Genomic DNA, 23,450 nt, shown 5'->3' on the forward strand with positions numbered 1-23,450 from the left:
GTTGGGGTCATAGTGGTAATAACCAAGGCACCATGACGACGCACACGATCATAACTATTATTGTGAACGGCACGCCGATTTTTACAAAGTCGCCAAAAGTGTAGTTCCCCGGCGTTACGACGAGCGTGTTGACCGGTGAGGAGACTGGAGTCATGAAAGCCGATGAGGCGGCCAGGGCGACGATCATTGCGAACGGATAGGGGGAAGCGTCCAAGTCCTTCGCTAACGCGATAGCGACAGGTGCCATGAGGACGGCCGTCGCCGTGTTGGAGATAAACATTCCGAGCATTGCGGTGATGGCAAACAAAACACCCAGCACTATATATGTCCCCGCCTGGCCAATCACCGTCATCAACCCGTCTGCCACCAGGTCGACACCACCAGTGCGTTGCAGGGCAATTGAAAATGGCAACATTCCCACGATCAGCACTAGAGTCTTCCAGTCGATCGAGCGATAGGCGCTATTCATGTCTACACATCGTAGAGCGCCCATCAAGAGGCACCCAATCAATGCGGCCAACACGTTGGGGACCACACCGCTTACCATCAGCCCGATGACCAGTACCAGACTGAAGATTGCCTGAGGAGCCTTGCCATGGGCAGGCAGTTCATCTTTCATCTCTGCCGGCAAATTGAATACGACCAAGTCATTGCCATAGGATTGCAAGTTGCGAATCTCGCGCCAGGGTCCTAGGACCAAGAGTGTGTCTCCGATCTGGAGGTCTTCGTTCTTGAGATCGTATTCGATAGTGGTCAGGCCGCGTCGAACACCAATTACCCGCACACCATACTGATCGTAGAAACTGGTTTCCACGAGCGAATTGCCTATGAGCTTCGAATTCGCTGGTAGAATTACCTCCGCCATGCCGATTTCCTGGGATCGATCCGTGAAATAGTCTCCAGTAAGAGGCAAGGCTTCCAGACCGAATTTCTGTCGCAGAGCCTCAACTGCAGTCTCTTCTGCAATCAGATCCACGAGCAAAATATCGCCAGCCTGTATTTGAGTTTTCGGGGTTGGGTGAATAAGCGCTTTTCCACGCTGAATGGCAATCATCTTCGCGCCGGATGTGTCTTGGAGTCGAATCGACTCAACTGTCTCGCCGATGAATGGAGATTGATCAGTGACTTGCACGCGGTGTTCTCGCGCCACAAGGTTATATTCCTTGACCCAATTAGCCAAGGTAGGTACCCCAGTGTAGTCCGTCGCAACTTCTTCATGCCCTCCAAGCCAGCGCCGGGCAAACAACATGTAGACGATTGCCAGCACCAAGACTGGCAAACCAAATGGGGTGAACGCAAAAAAATGAAGGCCTTCGAAACCGTTCCGCTCCAGTTCGCTGCTCACGACAAGATTAGGGGCGGTGGCGATCAAGGTCATCATTCCGCTTGTGAGGGCTGCCATGCTTAATGGCATCATTAGCCGACTCGATGGCGTGCCTGTGCTCTGAGAGATTCGTAGCGCCACGGGAATAAAGATCGCAGTCACCGCGGTGGAACTCATCATGGAACCCAACCCGCAGACAACCGCCATCAGTAACGCTAATAACTTGGTCTCGTTGCTGCCGGCCTTGACGGTTAACCAGTCCCCCAAGGATCGCGCGACACCTGTGCGCACAAGACCATCACCTATTACAAACAGCGCAGCGATGAGAACAATATTTGGATCGCTGAATCCCGCTAGAGATTCGGAGACATCGATCACACCCGTTAGCGGCAAGGCCGTCAGCATGATCAGCGCAACCACGTCCATCCGCGGCTTGTTGATCGCAAACATCGCGATCGCGGCCACTAGGAGGGCGAGGACTACGGCCAATTCAGAAGACATCGCACACCAATAACCAGCATCAAGAGAACACAGTGCCAGAAAACCTGCAGAGATACGCAGGCAACCATGTCTGTAGTTCTAATGCACTGTGTGGGACGATACAAGCCGCGTGTTTAGAAATTGTATTGCGCCAGGCCGTGTAATCGCTGGGCACGGGCACTTTCACCATCCAAGTTCTCACGTTCACCCGTGATATATTCGACCCCGAAAGAGAGTCGCGGCACGGGAATCCACCATAGGCTGGCAGCAAGATATTCAGCGCCATCATAGGTGGTAGCCGGTTGGTTGGCGTTGTTATCGACGTTCACATTGGCATAAGTGAAATTCATTAGCCAATGTTTGTTGAACCAGTGTTCGTAACTGGCATTCCAACCGGTCGCGTCCACGAGTTCAAATTCACCCGTGATCGGATTGACTTGAGCGTCGAATCCTTGCCCGGCCAGGTCGTTTATATATCGACTAATACCCGAGCCCCACGTACCTTGCAACAGTATTCGGCTGCGAGTTAAACCGGATGGGTTTACTTCGTGGACGGGGTCACAGCCAGACAAGATTGCCCAGGGGTGAAACACGACATTGCCACTGATTCCTGCCCCAGTCTGCTGAGTAACGTCTCCCCCCGTCGGTCGATATCCAATAGTACGCATGAGCCCCGCCACCTGAATGTGTCCTCGATCTGCCTCGAAACGTAAGTGCGTCGCCAGGTCGGGAACTTCTTGCACATTTGTTCCTAGTCCGTTGGTCGTAATGTCCGAGAAGCATCTCTCGACGCTCCCCGCCCAAAAGAGGCGATCGCGTAGTTGAAGCGTCATCCGCATTGAAGGTTGACGTTGGTTGATCCAACTGTTGGGGCCTTGGAAGTCGACGAGACTTGGCCAGTTGGTGCCATCCATGAATACGGAATTCTGCTGGCCAAACCGAAAGTAACCAAAATCGAAAAAGGCATGCCGCAGCCGAAACGGATTGCCACCGCCACCAGCTGCCTGGGCGGGACCATTGAAAAAATCCCCTTCGATAAATGTATGCACGTTCCAGTCGCTATACGAAGTGGGTGTCCAGGATTCCAACGCAAAGCGACTGATGCGACCGCTCATGTTGTAGTTCTGCCCGTCCAACTGGGGAACAGGAATCGTGTTTGTCACGAACGAGTCGGTGCTCCCGATTGGATCGAAATCGTAAAGCGAAGCTAATCGCACAAATCCACGTAAGCGGAAAGAAGTATTGGTCCCCGGGGCCAGAAACGAACCGGGGTAGAGGCCACGCACGACAAGCTGGTCTCGTTCTTCCACACTGATCCGCGCCGGTGGAGTTAGTCTCGTCCATTCAGGCTCGCCGGGCGCGTCTTGATAGTCCCGATGCATATACCCTGGTGGGCCGTAATCGGCGATCGGTCGGGCACCATCTCCATCTGTTTCGTCAAAGTAGCGCTGGGTATAAAAGTAGTCTGGTAGCTGCTGAGACGTGGATTGATAATAGACGCCGGGTGCGTCTTGTTGTTCCGGAAGATTGTATTCCGGCACTTCAGGCAATTGAGTTTGCGCCAACAGCGCAGGTGCAAGCAGTGCAATCGCGAGTTGAGCGCAAATAGTGCGAATGCAGTCGTACATGAAGTCACCCTGACAAGATATAGAAAAGGACTGTTCGGGTCCTATCGTCGTGTAAACTGGGCTGACTTTAACGATTGCAGGAATTATGCCTTCACAGACACTGGATCTATGCTATCTCGAGTAGAATCTTCATGAATGTTGAACATGATCGCATAGAGCACCGGAGTCACAAGCAGTGATAACACGGCAGCGAACGAGAGGCCGAACATGATGCAAACTGCCATGGAGCCGAAAAAGGCGTCCTGCAGCAGCGGGATCATGCCGAGAACCGTTGTAACAACGACCATGCAAACTGGCCGCATTTTGCTGGTGCCCCCGTACAGGATCGCCTCGTAAGGTGACTTGCCCTCTTCAATCTCGGTGAAAATTTTGCTGAGTACCACGATCTGACTCTTGATCAGTTCGCCACAAAGCGCCAGCGTTCCCAGCAAGGCCATGAATCCAAAGGGCTGCCCGGTGAGCAGCAGTCCAGCCGTCACACCAATGATCGCCATTGGCATGATCAGCCAGATAAGTGCTGTAACACGCATGGAGTTAAACAGACACACGACGATAAAAAACATCAACGCGAGAAAATAGGGCAGTGGTGCTGCCAACGCTTTACGTGCATCGCGGGAGTCTTCGTATTCGCCGCCCCAATCCAGCGAATAACCTGGGGGCAGGGTGATCGCTTCAATGGCCGAGCGGACTCGGCCAAAGAGTTGGCTAGGCAATCCGGATCGTGGATCTGCATGGACCGTGATGGTGGGAAAACGATCACGGCGCATGATCACGGGAGATTCCCAAGAGACATCCACGCCGGAAACAACTTGACTAAGCGGGATCATCCGCCCCGCTACAGGGCTCCAGATCTGCATGCTGGCGATCGAGGCCACGTCGTTGCGTTCGCCCAAGGGAGGTCGAGCAATGATCGGCAGCAAGCGAGTTTCCTGCGGAAAGTCGCCGGTACCGGTGCCGCCGTGCCCCGGATCACGATAAAAACCAACCACGCGGCCTTCAAGGCTCGTTTCCAGTGCCTGAGCCACATCGATACGGGTGAGACCATTGCGTCGGGCCTGTGATTCGAACAGAGTCGGACGGATCACTTTCTCGCGTTCGCGCCAGTCATGACGGACTCCTTTCGCACCGCCGTCTGTCTCAAAGACCTGAATGACTTCGCTGGCTAGTTGCTGGAGGATGTCGGGATCCGGTCCGCGAATTCGAGCCTGGATACGACCACCATCGCCTGGTCCGAGCAGGAATTTATTGGCAACGGCGTTGGCATCGGGATACTTTTCGTCCAATTGAGTTTGAACGACATCCACTAAATCATCGATTGCGTCGGGATCGTCCACTTCGACAAGGAACTGCACAAAGGCGCGGTTTTCCAATTCAGGTGAATAGACCAGAAGGAAGCGTAGTCCCCCGCCACCGACGAAGGATGCGATGTGCGTAACGTGAGACTGTTCCTGGATGAAGTTTTCGATGTCTTCAGCAAACGCCTCTGTCTCACGAATATGTGTGCTGGTGGGGAGAAAGACATCCACCATAAATTGGGGCCGAGTCGCTGGGGGAAAAAAGCTTTGTTTAACCTTAGTAAAACCGAAGAGAGACGCCACAAAGAGTGCGACCGATGCCGCCATCACGAGCCATCGATAGCGGAGCGCCATGACAAGCAGCCAGCGATAGGCACGAAAGACTGGGCCGCCATAGGGATCGGCCGGGGCGCTGCCGTCGCCGGCTGTTTGGATTGGCTTGAAAAACAACGCTCCGAGTAAGGGGGTCGCTGTGACGGAAGTCACCCAACTCCAACTGAGCGCAATGAGGATCACCCAAAAAAGTGAATTGGTGTATTCACCGGTACTATCTTCCGAGAGACCAATCGCGGCGAACGCGAGGACGCCAATGGCCGTTGCACCAAACAATGGCCATTGGTTTTGTGCGACGACATCGCGGACGACCTGTAGCTTGTCTTCACCCGCTTCGATGCGAACCTTGATCCCTTCGATGACGATGATGGCATTGTCGGTCAACATGCAGAGGGCGATGATCAGCGCGCCGAGGGAAATACGTTCCATCAGCAAGTCGCCTTTCATGGACATGACCAAAAAGGTTGCCATGATCGTGAGGAACAGCACCATACCGATAATCAGGCCTGTCTTGCGACCCATAGTCACCAGGAGCACCAAAACAACGATGCTTACCGCCTTAAATAGATTGAATACAAAGTCGTTAGTAGCTTCGGTGACGGCTTCAGGCTGAAAGTTGATCTCGCCGATCTCGATACCTATGGGCTGATACGGCTTGAGTCGCGCAAATGCCTCGCGTACACCCTCGCCCATATAGACGACGTTACCGCCAGGCACTGTCGAAATGCCGATTCCAATGGCTGGCTTGCCATCGAAGCGAAGAATTCGCCGAGGAGGATCGCTGTAGCCTCTCTCAAGTGTAGCTACGTCGCCGAGCGTGAGCTGCCTGCCGGATTTGTCCGAACCGATGGCGATGTCGAGCATCTCCTCAGGAACGCGAAAGCCCCCTGCGGGATCGACTGGCAGATGCTCGTCGCCGACCTGGATTCGACCTCCGTCTGCAGCCACGTTCTTGGCTTGCAGGAGCTGATAAATATGGTCTTCATTGATACCGAATCGAGCGAGCCGCTGTCGGGAGATTTCCAGAAACACTTGCTCCTGCTGTTCTGCAAACAGATCGACCTTTTGCACGTTATCAACGAGCTTCAACTCACGGCGCAGAAACTCGGCATACCGGCGGAGCTCAGGGTAGGTGAATCCTTCGCCGGTGATTGCAAGAAACACGCCATACACATCACCAAAGTCGTCGACTACCATCGTCCGTCCGCGGACCGAGGGAGGAAGCTGTGGTTGGACGTCGTTTATTTTGCGACGCAACTCGTCCCACACCTGCGGCATCCGATGTTTGTCGTACCGGTCTCGGATGAAGGCTTTCACAATGGAACGGCCGCGCACCGACTCCGACTCCACCCGATCGAGCTGGCCAAGCTGCTGGCAGGCAGTTTCGATGTGGTTGGTGACCTCGAGAGCAACTTCTTCCGCACTGGCACCTGGATAAGGCGTAATGATGAGCGCCTGCTTGATGGTGAATTCAGGGTCTTCCAGCCGCCCCAATGACATGTAGGCTGAAGCGCCTCCCACGATCAACAGCGCCATCGCGACGAAAACCACGCGATTATGTTTGACGGAAAGTACGCCAGGATTCATGGCGTAGCCCTTCCCAACGCATCCCCGAGATCTCGGACTTTCATCCCTTCACGGAGAAATCGCACACCCGCGACGACAATGCGGTCCCCCGGCTCAAGCCCCTCGACGATCTCGATTCGACCAGCTGCCGTTGCTCCCAGCTTGATCGGGCGTCTGGAAACCGTATCCTCTTCACCAAAGACCCATGCTACTTGCTCCCCGGCGGGTGTCACGCCAACGGCTTCAATGGGTATCCAAATATGGTTCACTGCTAGAGCGCGGGACCGGTGGTAGCGGACGTTGACGTTGGCGGTCATGCCAGGAAGTACACGCAAATTTTCAGGAGACTGCATTGCTGCACGAATTTTGAAAGTCTGCGTCACAGGATCTGCTACCTGGCTAACCTCCCGGATTCGCACAGGGAAATCAACTCCCGGAGCAGAGCTTATCTCCGCAGACATATCCACGATGTCGGCCAACTGTATCTCGCCCACCATGACTGCCTCGGGGACATCCACAACAATGTCGATCTCGTTAAGATCTTGAAATTGCACAACAGGGGTGTTCGGAGTGATGTTTTGGCCCTCATCGACAAACCGCTGGGCAATGACTCCGTCGTAAGGAGCCAGCAGGGTGGAGTCGTCGAGTTGTATTTGTGCTTCCACCACTCGACCTTCTAATCCCCGCACCTGAGCCTCGGATGCCTCGATATCCTCGTTTCGACCGCGAGATCCTTTTTGCAATAACTCGACTGCTGCAGTGTTCTCCTCCTGGGCGACTTGATAGTCTAATTCCGACTTCTCTAATTCCTGCTGCGAGACAGCCCTCTGGGTGATTAATTGCTGGTTGCGAGCCAATATCATTCGCGTATTAGCCACTCTGGCCTCGGTCGCCCTAACTTGGGCCTCTCGGCGACGCATTTCCTCAGGACGTTCGCCCCCTAGCAAAGCAGCAAGGTTTGCACGAGCCTGTCCCAATTCTCCTTGGAGCGACTTGAGTCGAGCCTCAAATTCCCCCTGCCGAAGTTGAGCGATTAAGTCCCCTTTGGCAACCTTTTGCCCTTCCTTCACCGGCAGTTCGGCGAGCAATCCCGGTACCCGGAAGGCAAGCTCCACACGTCGCGAGGCCTCGACCGTCCCTGGAAAGGAGCGCAATCGTTCTCCGTCTCCGGCAGTCACGACCATAGTCTTCACAGGACGAACCCCGGGAACAGGTGGCGACTCCTCTGGCCGGCACCCGTTCGCGAACAAGATAGCTGCGCACGACAAACAGCCGGCAAGCCGAACAGGAAGATATTTCCTCGTTGCCATCTGAACTCGCATACTTCGTTCCGATATTTGTTAGAAAATTGCCTGAGACGGCACGATGCCGCGAACAGTAAATCATATCCTTCGCCGGAAAAAACCGATCACAACTTCGCCACCAAGGCAAAAAAGTATGCCGAATTGCATTGGTATTGTCCAGCTACCCTACTATAGCATGGTCACTTGTCAAAAAAGTGGACTTCCCCCGAATTCATGTCATACATGCCCCCCACGATCTTGATCTCGCCGTTGGCTTCCATCTCTTTAAGAATCGGACTGTGTCTTCGAATGTTTTCGACGGTCATTCGGACATTCTTCTCCGCCACCATGTCTACCAATTCCTCATTCTCGCTCGACTTATCTCCCTCGTAAGCGGCAAAATGATCTACAGCGGGTGAAATGTTCGCGAGCATCGGGGTAATGTTGCCCAATTCGACGCCGTCGATAGCACCCTTTATAGCGCCGCAATGCTCGTGGCCGAGCACAAAGACAAGTTTTGAACCCGATACCTTGCATGCAAATTCCATGCTTCCCAAGATGTCGGTGTTGGCAAAGTTGCCTGCCACACGGGCCACAAAGATATCGCCAATCCCCCTGTCAAAAACATCCTCCACGGGAATGCGTGAATCCAGACAAGACAAGATGACTGCTTTGGGAAACTGATTTAGCGCTGCCTCACGGATCATCTTGGAATGATCACGGCTAGTCAGCGTACCTGCGGTGAATCGCTTGTTTCCATTCTTTAACAACTCGATCACATCATCAGGGGTTAGTTTCTCCTGCTCTTCTCTGGTCAAAACCCGTACTACAAGTGGCTTCGGGGCTGACTCGATTTTCGAATGGTCTTGTCCTTGGACGTCTCCAGTCATAAGCAATACCGAGAAACTACCAGTTATAAACACGCACAAATGCTTCCCCACCATCATGCTCTCTCCTTAGGAATATTATGTTGCTCTGCTTTTACTCGCGGACGTACTCCACTGCCGAACATATTAGCATAGACCCGCGTAAATACTGTCCCAAACACCAAGCATTGGGCCAAAAAATAGACGGCAATTAACAAAACAGCGACGGTGCCAGCTGCCTCAAAGGCCGAGCCAAAATTACCCTGTGCCACGTACCGACCCAACAGATTAGCACCTCCCACCAGCAGTAAGGTGGTTGTCAATCCTCCCACTAAAACATCTTTCCAGCCGACAACGGCATTCGTCAGAAACTTAAACATTAAGGCCATTGATACCGTTCCGATGAACAAGGTTGTCCCCAAACCAATAAGGGGTCCTACCGCTTCGATATCAAATTTCGAATGAATAAAGGAGACTACGAAGTTGGTGAAAGTCACTAGGACTAGCAGCAGACCGATGAATAGCACGATCACGAATGCCAGGAGTCGGTTCAACACAATTTGTTTTGTCCCGCGGCTCGTGGGATGTGGCATTTTCCAAATCGATGTCAATGCGTGTTGGAGATGAAAAAACACCAGCGATGCACCGACAAGCATCGCAATAAAACTGACCGTACGCTGCATTACGGAGCTACGGTCATTCCCTTCTGATACCTCTTCGAGTGTCGTCACTACCATCTCTGCGACATCTGCTCCAAACACGGAGTCGATATTCTCCATCAATTGCTTCGAGGCCGAATCATTGTCGACAAACAATCCGGCCACAGTAATGGCGACATAGATGATTGGAACCAAAGAAAACAGAGAGTAATAGGCAAGAGAGGCTGCGAAATGCGTCGGACGCTCCAATGTGTAAACTCGGTAAAGCTGTGCGACGAGTGACCGAAAGGAAGGTGATTTATTCATGCTCAGCCAACACAGTCTCCCAAATCTTTTTCCTCTGCTTCCGCTTGTAATCTGATTCCATCAATCCACACTCTGGTCGTACTCCGTTGCCTGGGTCATCCGAAACAGAAGCCACAGCGTAAAGGCCAACACTACCAGTTCAGCAGCCAGCACCGAGAGATCGGCCAGCAGTCCCACCATATCGATCGCAGATACCCAATTCGACGGATTTGTAGTCTCCGTGCGCATCACCGGAACGCCCCCCTGGGGTGCTCGCAGAAAGATGAACAACAGACGTCCCGTCTCGAAGACCATCAGCAACATCGAAAACAGGATTCCCAGGCAACTTGCCCACAAGCCGATCCACAACGTTCCTTCCACCGAAGACTTGGGAGGTCGCCTATCGGGGTCGGCAATCCGCTTCGCTAACCGTGTGTAGCGATAAGACCAGAAGATCGTGAAAAATAGAATCGCTAAGCCAACCAATCCCAGGTATTCGCTGATCCCCATAGTGCCACGTTGATAGGCAGCAGACTCACAGAAGAACAAGACGTAGATCATCAAGAGTATCGGTAAGGCTGCCAACACGAGTTGCAACCAGAAGCCAATCCAACCGAGACGTGAAAACACCTTGGCGATTTTTTGTGGCTTCGAGGAAAATAGGGCGATTTTTTTGAACATGGTAAATGCTTGGCATCTAGGAGACGAATGAAAGGGACTTTCATTCTTTGGGGGAAGTTTAATCCTGAAGTTTGGACTTGAACAACGGTGGATGTTTTTTACTCAGTGACTATCCTGTTTTGGCACTGCGTCGTCAATCGGTGGCTTCTCTTGTGTACCAGCTCCCAAGCAACTGGGTGCGCTAACTCCCATCGTCATGAAGACATTCACCATTCCCTCTAAACTGCAACCAGCCGGTTCGACGCAATCAATCGGCACGCAGATCAACGCTCCGCCAAAAGGGACCGGCGCAGTGGGAACAATAACGATGTGGTAGTCCCGATCGCCAATGCGAACGGTCTTGGGGCTGGGCAACAAGGCAAGCAGTACTGTTCCGCCTTCGCCGCCAAAGCTACAAAACACCGGCTGCATGCCTTTGACGTCTTCATTATTGCGATCGAACATGCTCGTAAGTTGTTTTGAGGCATCGTAGACGGACCCCACGAGGGGGACGCGGTTCATGGCATTTTCAAACAATCCCTGGTAACTTCGAGCCTTTCCGCTTTCAATGAGCAGGCCAAAGCCGTAGACCAAGGCGAATGTACCAATTAGTCCCACAAGGTAAGCGACCGTCTCGCAAGCGACGAAATTGAACCCGGCCGAAGACAAAATTTTGCCAAACTCGCTCTTAGGGCCTACGAGATCGTGCAGAAACACCACCAGCCATGCTAGAACAGCCAATGTCAGGACGAGGGGAAGAAAACCTAATAGACCTGTAAGAAAAGATTGGCACAGACGCTGGGTGAGCGTCAGCTCCTTCTGCGTGGCTTTCATCACAGTCCCTCAGGTGAATCGCGGAAAAGCCCGTTCAATTCGTTGCCGGGATCCGAGAGTGACCTCTTGCCACTGCCTCGAATTGCTGCAACTCATTCTAAAACAATTTTGCCGCACAACCACTCCCCCGTCCAGAATTTATTGTAGGTTTCAGGATGATAGGGGTGGCGTATTCGTTTCTGTTGTCAGACAAACCACGGGGAGAGGAGCTCCCGATGATTCAAAGTGTATTGATCGAGCACAATGGGCTTCAAAAACTAAATCGCCAATGGGGCTGGGGGGGGATTCTTCGTTGATTTGCTGATGGGACTCCTCTACACGGTCGTCGGTTTCATGATCCTCGCCAATCCCCAATCGACTGCCATCACACTTACTCCTCTGATCACAATGTTCTTGATCTTCGAAGGTCTTTTCCCCATCGAAAGTGCTTTGGTGGCGCGATTGCCCCAACGGGGGTGAATGTTGGTTGGTTTGCTGATTGGTCAGCTTGGTCTTGGGGCTCTCGATCTGGCGGCAATGGCCCATCTCGAGCATCTGGGGCGTTGGCCAGTTCGTTGGCATTCATATGATTTTCAACGGGTGGTCGCTGGCTATGCTCGGACTATTCGCCAAAAATGCACCGGCAGAAAGGAGACGCCACCCCTACAACGACCTGATCTTGCTTGCTCCGGTCTGGCGAGCTTCACTAAATTACGGCTTATTGGGAGAGCCTCGTGTCTCGAGCGGGAGGGCAACATGAAAAAGCCCGCGAGCAGGCTTGCTGCTGGCGGGCGCGTTCTGGACCAATTGCAGTCGCGGTTATGAAGCCAAATGATTACCAACCCCAAACCACTGGGCCGTGGAAGACCGGGGCAGGTTGGACCCAGACGGGGGCGGGCTGCACAAACACTGGGCGATGTGTAACCACCGGGCGGTAATACCGCCGCGGATACCACACTCGACGGACCGGAGCCCGGCGATAAACCCAGGCTTCAGCAGTGGGCGTGTCGACGATTGCCAAGCCAGCGATAACAACGAGCAACAACAGAATCTTCTTAAGCATTGATCATCTCCCTCAAGTGCGCGGCAATTAGGTGGGAACACGTTTCAGGACAAGCCGCGAGTGATTTTCAGATTCTACTACACGATTGCCAGGGACACAGCCCCCTGGGACTACAACATTTTGTTCACTTTGGCTTCGCAGGGCAAATTGGAAACCGCCTCAAGGAGTGGGAGATACGCGCAGTGACAAGAGTCCGCGGAATCGCACTAATTGTGGTGGTGTGGCGGTAAATGGTCACTCGGCCGCGTGGAGGGCGGTTCTACTTTTGGAGGAGGGGCTGGGGTGCTTGTTTGGGTGAAGAGAAACCGCAGCGAATCGAGCAAGAGCCTTCTGCCGAGAATGGCATTTCAGCTTTCCTGTCAGGGACTTCCATCGCAAACTTAAGAGAAGTCAAGATAAGTGAGTACGATCGGAAGGCTAATCATCGAAATCAGAGTTTGAAACGTGATCAACCTTGCCATCAATTGGGCATCTCCGCCGTACTGGCCCGCCAATATGTATGCGCTAGTTGCTGTAGGAAGAGCATTGAACAAGACGGCGATTGATGCTTCTAAACCTGTTACATCGAATAGTCGTAACAGGAAGTACGTGGTCAATGGCAATACGACTAGTTTTACCACTGAAGATGCCATCGCTATCCCTCGAGCGAGACGTAGTGCCTCGAAATTCAAGGCGGCGCCAACCGCAAGCAGTCCTACCGGCAATGCCGCAGAGGCCAAGATTCTCGTCATCGTGCCTAGCACTGACGGCATTCCCAGGCCTGTGATATTTAGAGCCAATCCTATTGCCGAAGCAATGATGAGGGGATTCCTCAGGCAGGATATAATGAGTATCGACTTCTTGCGGGAAGTCGTGCTTGACCCAAACCAGGCCAACATCATTACACAGGAGACATTCACAAGGGGCACAATAATGGCAATCGCCAGTGCGGCTGCGGAAAGTCCTTTCTCGCCGAACAGGCTTTCCGCGATTGAAAGCCCGATGAAGGTATTCATTCTGACGCAGCCTTGGTAGACACTGGTAAAAGCTGGACCATCAATCGGTAGATGCCTTCTTAGCAAAAGCAACAGGACACTGATAAATAGAATCGCACCCGCAATTGAGACAGCAACAGGCCCAATTGCGAAATAGGTCAATTCTGACTCGGCTAGCGTAGAAATGAGCAGAGCAGGGAAGAGTACGAAATAGGTAATTCTCTCAAGTGCTTTCCAACCATTGTCCTCTAAGAAATGGCTCGACTTCAGTCCCCAGCCCAAGAGTATTAGAAAGAAAATCGGGAGGACGTAAGTAACGACTGGACTCATGATGATGATTAACTTACCCCGATTTCGGTTCTTCAGGCTTGAATTCGTATGGGGTAAGGCCAGGGACGAATGAAAATTGCTGAAAACATTAGAGATTCCCTTGGCAAAACGCTAGACAAACACTGCAATTCAAGGCTACTATACAATGAAAGCGCTGTCACAAGAAGGGGAAGAGTGGATCAGATAGATCTCATTAAGCTACGTTGCGAACAGTGGATTCTGGCGGAGGGAATTCCGTGTTCAATCGTTAAGACCTCAATTGCTTTTCGAACTCATTTCTGCGTGTTGTTTAAGATGGATACGTTTGATATTTCCGAAGTAGGTACGAATGACTTCTAAGACACTCGAATCTGCCACGCAGCAATTGGTTCACCATGGCCTAAATGCGCTCGCTCAGTCCCCCGCTGTCGTGCAGATACTGTCTGACAATAGAATCACCAGCTTTCTCTCGGTGGCAGGTACCGGGGGGATTCGATTCGATGGCTCCCAAGCCATCACCCGTTGGCAGCCTGACCCTACTTGCGATGCTCTGGGCTATTTCTTTTACCTCCGAGATTTGGAATCTGGCTTCTATTGGTCACTCGGATATCAGCCCACCTGCATCGTGCCCGACGAATTTGAAGTTACTCTGACTCCGGGAACTTTTGTTGCCAAGCGTGTCGATCAAGCAATTGCTTCAAGCTTGGAAGTATGCATTCATCCCACGCTCAGTTGCGATCTACGTCGTATCACTCTCACAAACAACAGCGAAGAGACACGCTCGCTGGAACTCACGAGTTATGCCGAAATCGTTCTGCAAGACTCTCAGGCCGACCGCGCGCACCCCGCTTTCTCGAAGTTGTTTGTAGAAACACAGGTTCATGACGGTGCGATGCTGCTAGCTCATCGCAGACCTCGTGGTTCCAACGAGAAAACCTTATTTGCTTCTCATTTCTTCACGGACGATCAGAAAGGATCGGCTCGAATTGAATGGGAGACATCGCGCAACAACTTCATTGGCCGCGCTCGGAGTCTTCGCAGCCCGCTGGCTCTGAATACAAATGCTCCTCTGACAGGCACTGTTGGCAGCGTCCTGGATCCGGTATTCTCTCTGCGAAGAACTTACGTTTTGGCTCCGGGCGATTCCGTTCAAACTACATTTTGCCTGGGTGCCGCCTCCTCTCAAGCCGAACTCCTGGAGTCTGCTGCCAGTTTGAAGAATCTCGGGACCGTAGATGAAGCATTTCTCTCGGCAGATAACACCGCGATCGAGCGGCTATCAGAATTCGAATTGACACCTACGCAGATCCCGCAATTACTAGAACTCGCAACACGTAGGCTGCATGGCTTTACCGACTATGACCAGCCCAATAAGGTGGTCTCGGCCAAGAATGAGTCAGACGCAATCTGCAATCACTTGGCTGACCATGATGTGACCGAGGCACAACATGACAAACTAGCCGACTACTTGAATCACTTAGGGATTGTGGCTCCACAATCGCCTTTGGCTCGATTCAATTCGGTGAATGCGCCCTTCCGACCTCTCACTGAGGCCGATGATCGTAGCAAGCCCCATAAGCTTGCACTCGGTGAATACGAAGAACCGCTTTTATTTGATAACGGGATCGGGGGGTTCACAGAGGATGGGCGGGAATACGTAATGCGACTGCGCCCTCAGGGGGATGGCACGCTGCAACTTCCCCCAATGCCTTGGAATAACGTTGTATCCAATCCCGGATTCGGTTTTATTGCGTCAGAAACTGGCGCTGGCTACACATGGTCTGGCAACAGCCGATTAAATCGCCTAACGCCTTGGCAAAACGACCCCGTGTGTGACCCCCACTCTGAGGCTTTTTATCTTCGTGATGAGGATACTGGGGAATATTGGTCTCTGACACCAGGACCCGTTCCTCAAGTGGCTACCTACGAAGTGCGTCATAGCTGGGGTTATAGCTCGTTTCGACATTCGAGCGATCAACTCGAACAAGAGTTATTGCAGTTTGTACCACGGGAAGACCCTGTCAAGATCTCGCGAGTGAAGATCACCAATCTTGGTGATCAGCCGCGCCGACTGAGCGTTTTTAGCTATGTGCAATGGGATCTCTCGGATGGTTGTCCGATCGGACCTCTCCATACTGAGACCTCACTCGATGCCGAGAAGAATACGATCTTCGCGTGCAATCAGGCCCGCGCAGAGTATGCCGATCATACGGCCTTCGCTGCAATTGCTGGTTCATCGGGTGATTGCTCTCTGACAACCGATCGCTCGGAATTCATAGGCGTGCAACGGACGGTCGGTAATCCCCGGGCTCTGTCGCATAGTAGCGAACTGAATGGACGTGCTGGGGTGAGTCTCGATTCCTGTGCAGCCATTCAATCGACGTTCACCATCGAACCAGGGGAAACCGTTGAACGATCTTTCTTGCTCGGCGAAACGGGAGCTCACAGTGAGGCTCAAGATTTAGTCTCGGCCTATCAGTCTACCGAAACGATTTCAAAGGCCCTGTCCGACGTGAAATCGTTCTGGGTAGACACACTCACGGCAGTGAAGATCGAGACCCCCGCTCCGGCGATTGATTTGATGGTTAACGGTTGGCTCCTGTATCAAAACCTAAGTTGCCGCTTTTGGGGCCGTTCCTCCAGTTATCAGTCTGGAGGTGCCTTTGGGTTCCGCGATCAGCTTCAGGACTGCTCAGCCTTGGTTCACCACTGGCCAGAACTCACGCGACAACAGATTCTCCGCAATGCTGCCCACCAATTCGTCGAAGGAGACGTATTGCATTGGTGGCATCCCCCGCACAGCACCGGTATCCGGACCGCTTTTGCCGACGACTTGTTGTGGCTCCCGTTGGTGGCCAGCGAGTATGTCCAAGCGACGGGTGACCAATCGTTATGGGAAGAAGAGGTCCGCTACCTTACCTCGGAACCACTGCCCGCAGGCGAGCCTGAAATCTTTCTCACGCCACGAGACTCTGGTGAGAAAGGGACTGTTTATGAACACTGTTGCCGAGCTTTGGACCGTGGTCTAACCCGAGGCCTCAACGGACTGCCGCTCATGGGATCGGGCGATTGGAACGATGGCATGAATCGTGTAGGCCAGGGTGGCACGGGCGAAAGTGTCTGGCTGGGATTCTTTATCGATTACATCTTGGAGCGAATGCTTCCTGTCTGCCAGCAGCATGGCGATAAGCAACGGTACGAGCGCTATGGAGATTATCGAGAACAATTGCGCCTTGCTTTGAACGACGCTGGATGGGATGGAAATTGGTATCGTCGTGCCTATTTTGATGATGGAACCCCCCTCGGAACTGCTGCCGCTGACGAATGCCAGATCGATGCACTCGTACAGGCTTGGGCAGTCATGTCAAACGTCGCACCTCCAGATCGAGCAGCTTCGTCGATCGCTGCCGCCGACCAGCGTTTGGTCGACGAGCAGGCCGGCATCATTCGTTTACTCGATCCACCTTTTGACAAGATGAAGAACGATCCTGGCTATATTAAGGGTTACCTACCAGGCGTGCGCGAGAATGGTGGCCAGTATACACATGGTGTCCTCTGGTTTATCCGCGCGATTGCGGAGATGGGCCAGGGCACACGTGCATGCCAGCTTTTGGAGATGATTTCGCCAGTGAGCCATGGTAACTCTCCAGAGGTCGTTGATACTTATAAGGCAGAACCTTACGTCGTGGCTGCAGATGTGTACGGTCAACCCCCGCACGTTGGGCGTGCTGGTTGGTCATGGTATACTGGATCAGCGGGATGGATGTTCCGAGTGGCGGTGGAGTCGCTACTTGGGATACATCTAGAAGATGGAACCCAATTGAGAATCGACCCTTGCATTTCTGCCAGGTGGCCAGAATGCCGTGTTCGCTACCGACTGTCTGATCGGAAGACGGTTTATGAGATCCATATTCAGAATCCCAATAAGAAAGAGCGGGGCGTTACTTCGGCCCTACTGGATGGCACGGTCGTAGAATTAGCAGAGAACGGCGCGCTTGTGCCTGTCCAGCAAGATGGACTCGTACATAATGTGGTCGTAATATTGTAAGTAGTTTACACTCGCCCACCTATCTTCTCAGACGGTTTTCAATGCGCTCGCCACGATTATCGGCCAGTTTTGTCCTGGCCATTGTATTGAGTTGCCTTCTGGGTAATTTCCTCGCTGCCACAGACTTCTCTGTTGTGCCGCTGCTTGACGGCGAGCGAGATGGCTCACTCAATTATTGGGGCGGTCCTTTCGGTACGCTCAATATGGTTGGCATGACCAAGCAAACCAGTGTTGTGCACAGCGGCAATGCTGCCTATCAAGCGAATCTAGGGAGCCTGCCCGCCAATACCTTGAGCTTTTTTCAGACTTTTTCCAGCGAGCGAACTGGCACCGAAGCCCAACGTCAAACGCGTGATCTCACGCGCTACGATGGTTTCCAAGCCTACTTTCGTAATGACACGAATGCTCCACTAAATATCCGCCTCGAACTAAAAGACTATCGCGACAGCAACAGCCATCGAGCATCAAAAACGTTTACGATTCCCACGGGTGCGACTTGGAACCAGGTTGCTTCGAACTTCGATCTCGGAGCGGGATGGAGTGTCGTGGGAGATCCCGACCTTAGCCGCACCTATATTGCGAGCTTCGTTCTGAATGAACCCACTGCCGTTTCGGGTTCCTACTATCTGGACGACTTTTCACTGATCGAGCCGGGGGGGCCAGTTGATCCCCAAACAGCACCTATACAGGATCTCGCCGAGCGACTTGCCCGCCGCCAATTCGAAGGCCTGTGGTCAGGGCGTAATCGAACGACTGGCTTGATCTACAACCACAAGGATGACGTGGGTGTCGCCGCTATGAACACCACAGGAGGCGTACTTTGGATGCTTCCCAATGCGATCAAACGAGGTTGGGTGAGTCAAGCAGAGGCCGACAGTGTCGTCGCGCAGATTGCCACCTCGCTCAATACGAATCTCAATCAATCTTCTTATGTACCAACCAGATTTATTAACCCCGTTACAGCGGCCATTCCCGGTGGGAGCAACGAGGAGTCGAGCATCGACTCCTCATTCATCGCCCTGGGATTACACAACTACAAAAATCAGCCGGCAACTTCCCCGGCACTCGCAGCCCAGATTGACGCGGTTCAAAATCGTTTCCAACTCGATGCATTTGCCATTGCTAATGGATTCCGGCTCGCCTATTTCCCTGCAACGGGTTTCACGGGAGGGACCTACAACGGCTACACCAACGAGGGGAAGGTGATTTCTTTGGCGGCGGAAACCTCCGACGATCATCACGTGCCGCTCGAAGATCATTGGAATGCAGACATCAACCGCTCGAAAAATTTTTTGGTGAATGCCGCCGATTCCCATCTGACCCACAGTCTGTCACAGTTTCGAGCCCCCTTTGAACAGGCACTCCTGAATCTGTTCGTCGACACGAGTGACCGGGGGGTCGACAACTATCCGGTCCGCTCCTTGGCCACTAACCCATGGCAAAACTTTTTGCGTTATCAGCGTGAGGTTGCGGCCAAGTTGGATCAGTTAGGACGCGAAAATTTCTTTCAACCCGATGCCGCGAGTGGCGCGCCGTTCTCCGGCTACGAGCAATACAGTCTCTACAATGATTTTGGCCAACCCGATCTGTTCATGCCTTGGAGCGTGTCTTTTGCCATGCTAGCCGGTGCCGACGGGGCAGAAGATGCCCTGCGTGCGCTCTTGCAGGTCGATGGCATCTCAGGTCCGTTGGGACTTGCCGACACCGTTCGCTGGAACACCGGTGCGGGTGAACCTTACTTTGTCTCCAACAGCGGCGACAATTGGAACACGGTCCTTTCGACGATGGCGCTGTTGGAATACTTAGATCGCCTCAACGGCGTGCAAAGTGGCAGCGAATTCTTTGCCGCACTTGCCGGAATCAGTTCTGCATTGGACGAGGTCTTCATCAACGGCGATCTCAACGGCGACGGCGTGACCGATGATGCAGACCTCTCGTTGTGGCAGAACGGCTTCGGCAATCCTACGATCGGCAGCCCACTAGCAGGAGACGCCGACGGCGATGGCGTCGCTGACGGAGCAGATTTCCTTCGCTGGCAAAGGGGCCATTCCAGCGTAAATGGGCTCTCTGGTGCCATCGCTGTGCCTGAACCGGAAGGGATGGTGATCTCGTTTTTGTTGATTGGTATGTTGTGGGCAGGTCTCAGGCCTCTGCTCTATTACCGACTTCACGGTGCGCGGGTCTCCTGACCCCGCCGAGCAGGACCTACGGATCCTGCGCTTTGCTCTCGTCGGGCACAAAACCGATCAAGTCGAGCATTGTTTGCACCTCTTGATTCCTCATGAACAGTTTCCAAAGGAGACCTGTACGGTGATTCTCAATGCCCACAACGATCTGTGCCTGATTAAGTCCCATATAGCACTCATCGAACCACTCCTCTGTGGCGTTAAATCCATCGTGAAATCCATAAATCCCCCAAATCTTCCCTCCCAGCTCGCGATAGAAGTGTTTTAACACGGCTAGCGACTCATCTGGTGTATAAGGAAAACAACCTAGTGCGGCTGAACAGCAAATCGTACCGTTATCATCACGGGGCTGGGGCTTACCCCCACCGGAATGAAGTCCAGCCGACAGTCCCCAGCAGTTGGGGCCGTAACCCTTGCGATCGCGAGGGTTGTCTATGCAATAAGCCCTGTTGATCAAAGCGAGTTGCCGATTGTTGTGAAAATAGTTTGTATAACGGTCCCGGATCCCTCGAGGATCAAAACCTAAATATGAAAACTGGGTAAAGAACAGATCCCCCCCGGTTCCGCAGCCCACATCGAGCATGTGCCCATAGTAGCTATTGCCGTTGGAATAATGATCACCCTCGGTGGTGCGACTCCAGCCATGTCGATATTTGACAGCCAAATCAGACTGCCCCGCCCAGCCAGAGTAATAAAGTTCAGGTGGTACCGGGTGGGTGGGTGAAGCGATCGCCAGCAAGTAGACGATCATCGTTTCGTTCCAACCGACTAGTGGATGGCTGATGTGCCATTCGTGATCGGGCGACCAATGCCAATAAAGCACCTCACCATCAGGCGTCTTGCGGAACCAATCCCACTCGACTTCATGCCAGAGCTGGGTGATGGTCTCGCGGATCTCGTCTTCTTTCTCCGTATCGCCGTTGAAAAACTGGCGCGCCGTCAGGAGACCTTGCATAATAAACGCAGTCTCAACGAGATCGCCGCCATTGTCGTACGGGCCAAATAGTGGCCATACTTTTCCTGTTCGTCCGTCGAGAAAATGCGGCCAAACTCCATGAAAGCGATCCGCTTTCTTGAGGAATCGCAAGATTTGCAGCATCCGCTCGACACTTTCTTCTCGCGTGATGAACTCGCGCTCAGTAGCAACCACAAGTGCTGAAATGCCGAATCCTGATCCGCCCAAGGCAATGAGGTTCTCATCGCCAGGAATCACCTCCAATGCCATCCCCGATTCACGGTTTGCCGCATCCCAGTAGTACCGAAAACAGCCACGCTGAACCATATCCAGTAAGCCTTGATCATCAAGCAGATGAGTCATTGAAGAGGCTACTTCTGAAAGTGGAGATTCATTATTCTCCCCATCTACGGAGCTGATTTTATAAGAAGCACGTTTGTCCGGACCGATGAAATCTGCATGCCGAGTAAAATTGGCTGAGCGGGTGGCTATTGGTTGCCATTCATCACCTTCAATCGCACGATAAACTCGATAACTTAAAAGATCAGACTCTTCATTAGGTTGCCAGCTAAGATCGACATGACTGTCCTGACCTTCAGCTATTAACCCTCGCGGTGTGGCGGGAGCATTCTGGTCCCTTTGGGTGCTGTCTGTGATTCGTACGTCATCGATCGTCAAAACGTGTTTGGCCCCATCATCGAGCCCCTGGACAAATACAATCTTTGCGAGCTTCCGAGCGTCGAAGCTCACGGGCCTTGTATTTCCGTAGCTTCCTTCAAATGCTTTCAGTGGAATGTTCAGGCGTATCCATTGTTTCGACTGCAAACTATCCCTGCCTGTCAGCAACGAAATGCTAGGTAAACCTGCGCCACTTGAATCAGCGATCCAGATCCGCGGGGCAACAGCTTCGAGCAGTTCCTCTTCTGCATAACACCACATCGAAAGGGTGTCGCCAACGAGCTGGTTATCAACTGCATAACGTTCGGGCAGTTGGAGCGTCAATCGCCAGTCGGCACCTGTAACCGATTTCCAGCATAGGCGCAGTGCGTTCGGAGGACTTACAAAATGCTCGTTTGTTACAGGAATTTTTCCACTCGATAGTTCCAGTTTGCTCGGAGCTACGACTGTGCCATTGCTGTGATAATAACTTTCGTCCGCTGCACTATTCTCAAAGATCACATGCTGATCGTGAAAACTAGTCTGTGCCACAGTTGGTTGCAAGAAGAACAAACCGAGAATCATTACAGAGCAGATTCGTGTCACGCACGTATTTGACAACGGGGAAGCCTCCTTAATAAGACGATCATGAATCCCAGGAGGACTTTTATTGTAGTCGGCTCGGGAACTACGTTAGTAGCAGAGTTTGCTGGTGGGGTTCCATAGTTCGAGTGCCAGACTGTGAGATCAATCGGACTCAGCGAGCCGCCGGGCGACTCGCCTCGCTGCCAAGCAAGGAAGTCGCTGCCATCGACGTCGCCATCATTGTCAAAGTCCCCCTCAACGAACGCAGGAAACAAGCGATCTGCAAAGAAGTCCGGATCGATACTCTCAACCAGGCCAAAAAGTAGAAACAGATGATCGACCAACCCCGCATCATTCGGAAGCCAATTGGGCTCCGTTGCCGACACGCGGACCATTCCAAACTTGTAGCTGGGACTCGTAGTAGAAACCTGCTCATTGTAGAACTGTAATAGGGTGTCCATGTCACCCCAGGCAGCCACTGCCTCCGGAGAAAACACATTATCGGGATGATCTCCTATGCGATCAGCGTGATACCCCTGTGGGCTGACTCCCGCCGTTAAACCGTAGCGATATGATTCCCCCAAGATGTCCGTGGAATACATCTTGTCCGCATCTCGTTGGTTCCAGAAGAACGTCTCGAACTCTTCATTGTGGCGAAAATCCCCATTGAAGAAATGCATTTGCTGCACCCAAAAGCCGGAAGCAAAGCGGTTAACGTTATCAGTAAGTGTAGGAATCCCTTCGTAAGAAATCTGGGGTAAGCTATTCGTGTCGAGCCACAGATCCTTCACTGCCAACGCCCGATCGTTATTCGGTTGTCGGAGGGCAAGACTTTCTACCAACATGTACTCATTCCAGGGCCGCAGAGCCCCACCCGAACCACCCCCCTCCTTGGTCATATCCAGATAAATCCGGCCATCGAGACTGGGATGAATGGCCGCATTGAAATCGATGCTTGCCGTGAGCTGATCGGCTAGGGAGGCAATCGTCGTGTTGCCAGAGAAATGTCGCTTGGCAAACTGTGCCCCGGCGACAAGGAGCGCCGACCCAATAGGGCTGTAGGAATCGTCCCAGCAGCAGGGGGCAGCTGCACCTGTATCGACATTCATGAAATGAATAAAGTGCCCATCTGCTGAGCGCTCAGGCGATACTCCCGGCGTTAGGCCGAGATGGGCATTAAGAATCTTAATGACGCGTTGATCGGCATCCGATTGTAAGCCGAGATGATCAAATGCGCTCAGCGAAAGGAGGGCAAAGCCTGCTGCGTCTGGTGTGGCGGGATGGAAGCTTGAGCCATCTAGCACCAGCGAATCTCGCACCAAGCCAGAGAACCGGATCGCGTTGAGCACATAACCGCGCAGGCGGAAAATCTGTTCGTTACGAATTGTGTCGAAATCTTGAGCTTTTCCTGGCGAGAAGTGCAACAAAACCATCAGAATGGCTAAGAACAGATACCTGCAGGACACGCCGCGATAACCTTT

15 protein-coding genes are annotated in these 23,450 nt (G+C 52.8%); 2 read left to right on the forward strand and 13 right to left on the reverse strand.

Translation table 11 applies throughout. From position 1 onward, the window contains the following. Window positions 1-7: 7 nt before the first annotated feature. The 11 genes from Pr1d_RS13060 to Pr1d_RS13110 form a co-directional block, all read right to left on the reverse strand. Window positions 8-1,825, reverse strand: coding sequence for an SLC13 family permease (locus tag Pr1d_RS13060; protein WP_148073945.1), 1,818 nt, complete (start codon window positions 1,823-1,825; stop codon window positions 8-10). A 113-nt stretch (window positions 1,826-1,938) separates the two neighbouring features. Next, a complete protein-coding gene (locus Pr1d_RS13065) occupies window positions 1,939-3,432 on the reverse strand; it encodes a DcaP family trimeric outer membrane transporter (RefSeq protein ID WP_148073946.1) in 1,494 nt (497 codons plus the stop codon). A gap of 83 nt (window positions 3,433-3,515) precedes the next feature. Beyond that, window positions 3,516-6,647, reverse strand: coding sequence for an efflux RND transporter permease subunit (locus Pr1d_RS13070; protein ID WP_148073947.1), 3,132 nt, complete (start codon window positions 6,645-6,647; stop codon window positions 3,516-3,518). Beyond that, window positions 6,644-7,810 (reverse strand): efflux RND transporter periplasmic adaptor subunit, encoded by a 1,167-nt coding sequence (locus Pr1d_RS13075; protein WP_238476721.1) that lies wholly within the window; start codon window positions 7,808-7,810, stop codon window positions 6,644-6,646. The genes Pr1d_RS13070 and Pr1d_RS13075 overlap by 4 nt, the downstream gene beginning before the upstream one ends. Before the next feature lie 299 nt (window positions 7,811-8,109). Further along, window positions 8,110-8,856 carry a carbonic anhydrase family protein gene (locus tag Pr1d_RS13080; protein WP_148073948.1) on the reverse strand — a complete coding sequence of 249 codons (747 nt, stop codon included), beginning with the start codon at window positions 8,854-8,856 and terminating at the stop codon, window positions 8,110-8,112. Beyond that, a complete protein-coding gene (locus Pr1d_RS13085; protein WP_148073949.1) occupies window positions 8,853-9,740 on the reverse strand; it encodes a YihY/virulence factor BrkB family protein in 888 nt (295 codons plus the stop codon). Before Pr1d_RS13085 ends, Pr1d_RS13080 begins: the two co-directional genes overlap by 4 nt. A gap of 60 nt (window positions 9,741-9,800) precedes the next feature. Next, entirely contained in the window at window positions 9,801-10,400 is a 600-nt protein-coding gene (locus Pr1d_RS13090) for a DUF3611 family protein (protein ID WP_148073950.1), read from the reverse strand. A 102-nt stretch (window positions 10,401-10,502) separates the two neighbouring features. Then, entirely contained in the window at window positions 10,503-11,213 is a 711-nt protein-coding gene (locus Pr1d_RS13095; RefSeq protein ID WP_148073951.1) for a DUF502 domain-containing protein, read from the reverse strand. A 150-nt stretch (window positions 11,214-11,363) separates the two neighbouring features. Next, window positions 11,364-11,774: a hypothetical protein gene (locus tag Pr1d_RS26850; protein ID WP_238476492.1), complete on the reverse strand. Its 411-nt coding sequence runs from the start codon at window positions 11,772-11,774 to the stop codon at window positions 11,364-11,366. Between the two features lie 253 nt (window positions 11,775-12,027). Continuing rightward, on the reverse strand, window positions 12,028-12,255 hold the full coding sequence (locus Pr1d_RS13105) for a hypothetical protein (protein ID WP_148073953.1): 228 nt from the start codon (window positions 12,253-12,255) through the stop codon (window positions 12,028-12,030). A gap of 380 nt (window positions 12,256-12,635) precedes the next feature. After that, on the reverse strand, window positions 12,636-13,559 hold the full coding sequence (locus tag Pr1d_RS13110) for an AEC family transporter (protein WP_148073954.1): 924 nt from the start codon (window positions 13,557-13,559) through the stop codon (window positions 12,636-12,638). 328 nt (window positions 13,560-13,887) lie between these two features. On the opposite strand from Pr1d_RS13110, the gene Pr1d_RS13115 reads away from it, so the two are divergent. Both Pr1d_RS13115 and Pr1d_RS13120 read left to right on the forward strand, forming a co-directional pair. Further along, window positions 13,888-17,586 (forward strand): GH36-type glycosyl hydrolase domain-containing protein, encoded by a 3,699-nt coding sequence (locus Pr1d_RS13115; protein ID WP_148073955.1) that lies wholly within the window; start codon window positions 13,888-13,890, stop codon window positions 17,584-17,586. Between the two features lie 41 nt (window positions 17,587-17,627). After that, window positions 17,628-19,775, forward strand: coding sequence for a hypothetical protein (locus Pr1d_RS13120; protein ID WP_148073956.1), 2,148 nt, complete (start codon window positions 17,628-17,630; stop codon window positions 19,773-19,775). 16 nt (window positions 19,776-19,791) lie between these two features. Here the strand turns inward: Pr1d_RS13120 and Pr1d_RS13125 are convergent, their stop codons facing one another. After that, the gene (locus tag Pr1d_RS13125; RefSeq protein ID WP_210417700.1) at window positions 19,792-21,936 is read right to left on the reverse strand and encodes a glucoamylase family protein; all 2,145 of its coding nucleotides are present in this window, start codon (window positions 21,934-21,936) and stop codon (window positions 19,792-19,794) included. Window positions 21,937-21,986: 50 nt separating this feature from the next. Next, window positions 21,987-23,435 carry a hypothetical protein gene (locus Pr1d_RS13130; RefSeq protein WP_148073957.1) on the reverse strand — a complete coding sequence of 483 codons (1,449 nt, stop codon included), beginning with the start codon at window positions 23,433-23,435 and terminating at the stop codon, window positions 21,987-21,989. Window positions 23,436-23,450: the final 15 nt, after the last annotated feature.

The sequence above is a fragment of the Bythopirellula goksoeyrii genome (genome assembly GCF_008065115.1).
Lineage (GTDB): Bacteria > Planctomycetota > Planctomycetia > Pirellulales > Lacipirellulaceae > Bythopirellula > Bythopirellula goksoeyrii.

What these genes read in the sequence shown, in the direction of transcription:
- Pr1d_RS13060 (WP_148073945.1), bottom strand. Translation starts at nt 1,825, where the DNA reads ATGTCTTCTGAATTGGCCGTAGTCCTCGCCCTCCTAGTGGCCGCGATC.
- Pr1d_RS13065 (WP_148073946.1), bottom strand. Translation starts at nt 3,432, where the DNA reads ATGTACGACTGCATTCGCACTATTTGCGCTCAACTCGCGATTGCACTG.
- Pr1d_RS13070 (WP_148073947.1), bottom strand. Translation starts at nt 6,647, where the DNA reads ATGAATCCTGGCGTACTTTCCGTCAAACATAATCGCGTGGTTTTCGTC.
- Pr1d_RS13075 (WP_238476721.1), bottom strand. Translation starts at nt 7,810, where the DNA reads ATGGTCGTGACTGCCGGAGACGGAGAACGATTGCGCTCCTTTCCAGGG.
- Pr1d_RS13080 (WP_148073948.1), bottom strand. Translation starts at nt 8,856, where the DNA reads ATGATGGTGGGGAAGCATTTGTGCGTGTTTATAACTGGTAGTTTCTCG.
- Pr1d_RS13085 (WP_148073949.1), bottom strand. Translation starts at nt 9,740, where the DNA reads ATGAATAAATCACCTTCCTTTCGGTCACTCGTCGCACAGCTTTACCGA.
- Pr1d_RS13090 (WP_148073950.1), bottom strand. Translation starts at nt 10,400, where the DNA reads ATGTTCAAAAAAATCGCCCTATTTTCCTCGAAGCCACAAAAAATCGCC.
- Pr1d_RS13095 (WP_148073951.1), bottom strand. Translation starts at nt 11,213, where the DNA reads ATGAAAGCCACGCAGAAGGAGCTGACGCTCACCCAGCGTCTGTGCCAA.
- Pr1d_RS26850 (WP_238476492.1), bottom strand. Translation starts at nt 11,774, where the DNA reads ATGCCAACGAACTGGCCAACGCCCCAGATGCTCGAGATGGGCCATTGC.
- Pr1d_RS13105 (WP_148073953.1), bottom strand. Translation starts at nt 12,255, where the DNA reads ATGCTTAAGAAGATTCTGTTGTTGCTCGTTGTTATCGCTGGCTTGGCA.
- Pr1d_RS13110 (WP_148073954.1), bottom strand. Translation starts at nt 13,559, where the DNA reads ATGAGTCCAGTCGTTACTTACGTCCTCCCGATTTTCTTTCTAATACTC.
- Pr1d_RS13115 (WP_148073955.1), top strand. Translation starts at nt 13,888, where the DNA reads ATGACTTCTAAGACACTCGAATCTGCCACGCAGCAATTGGTTCACCAT.
- Pr1d_RS13120 (WP_148073956.1), top strand. Translation starts at nt 17,628, where the DNA reads ATGCGCTCGCCACGATTATCGGCCAGTTTTGTCCTGGCCATTGTATTG.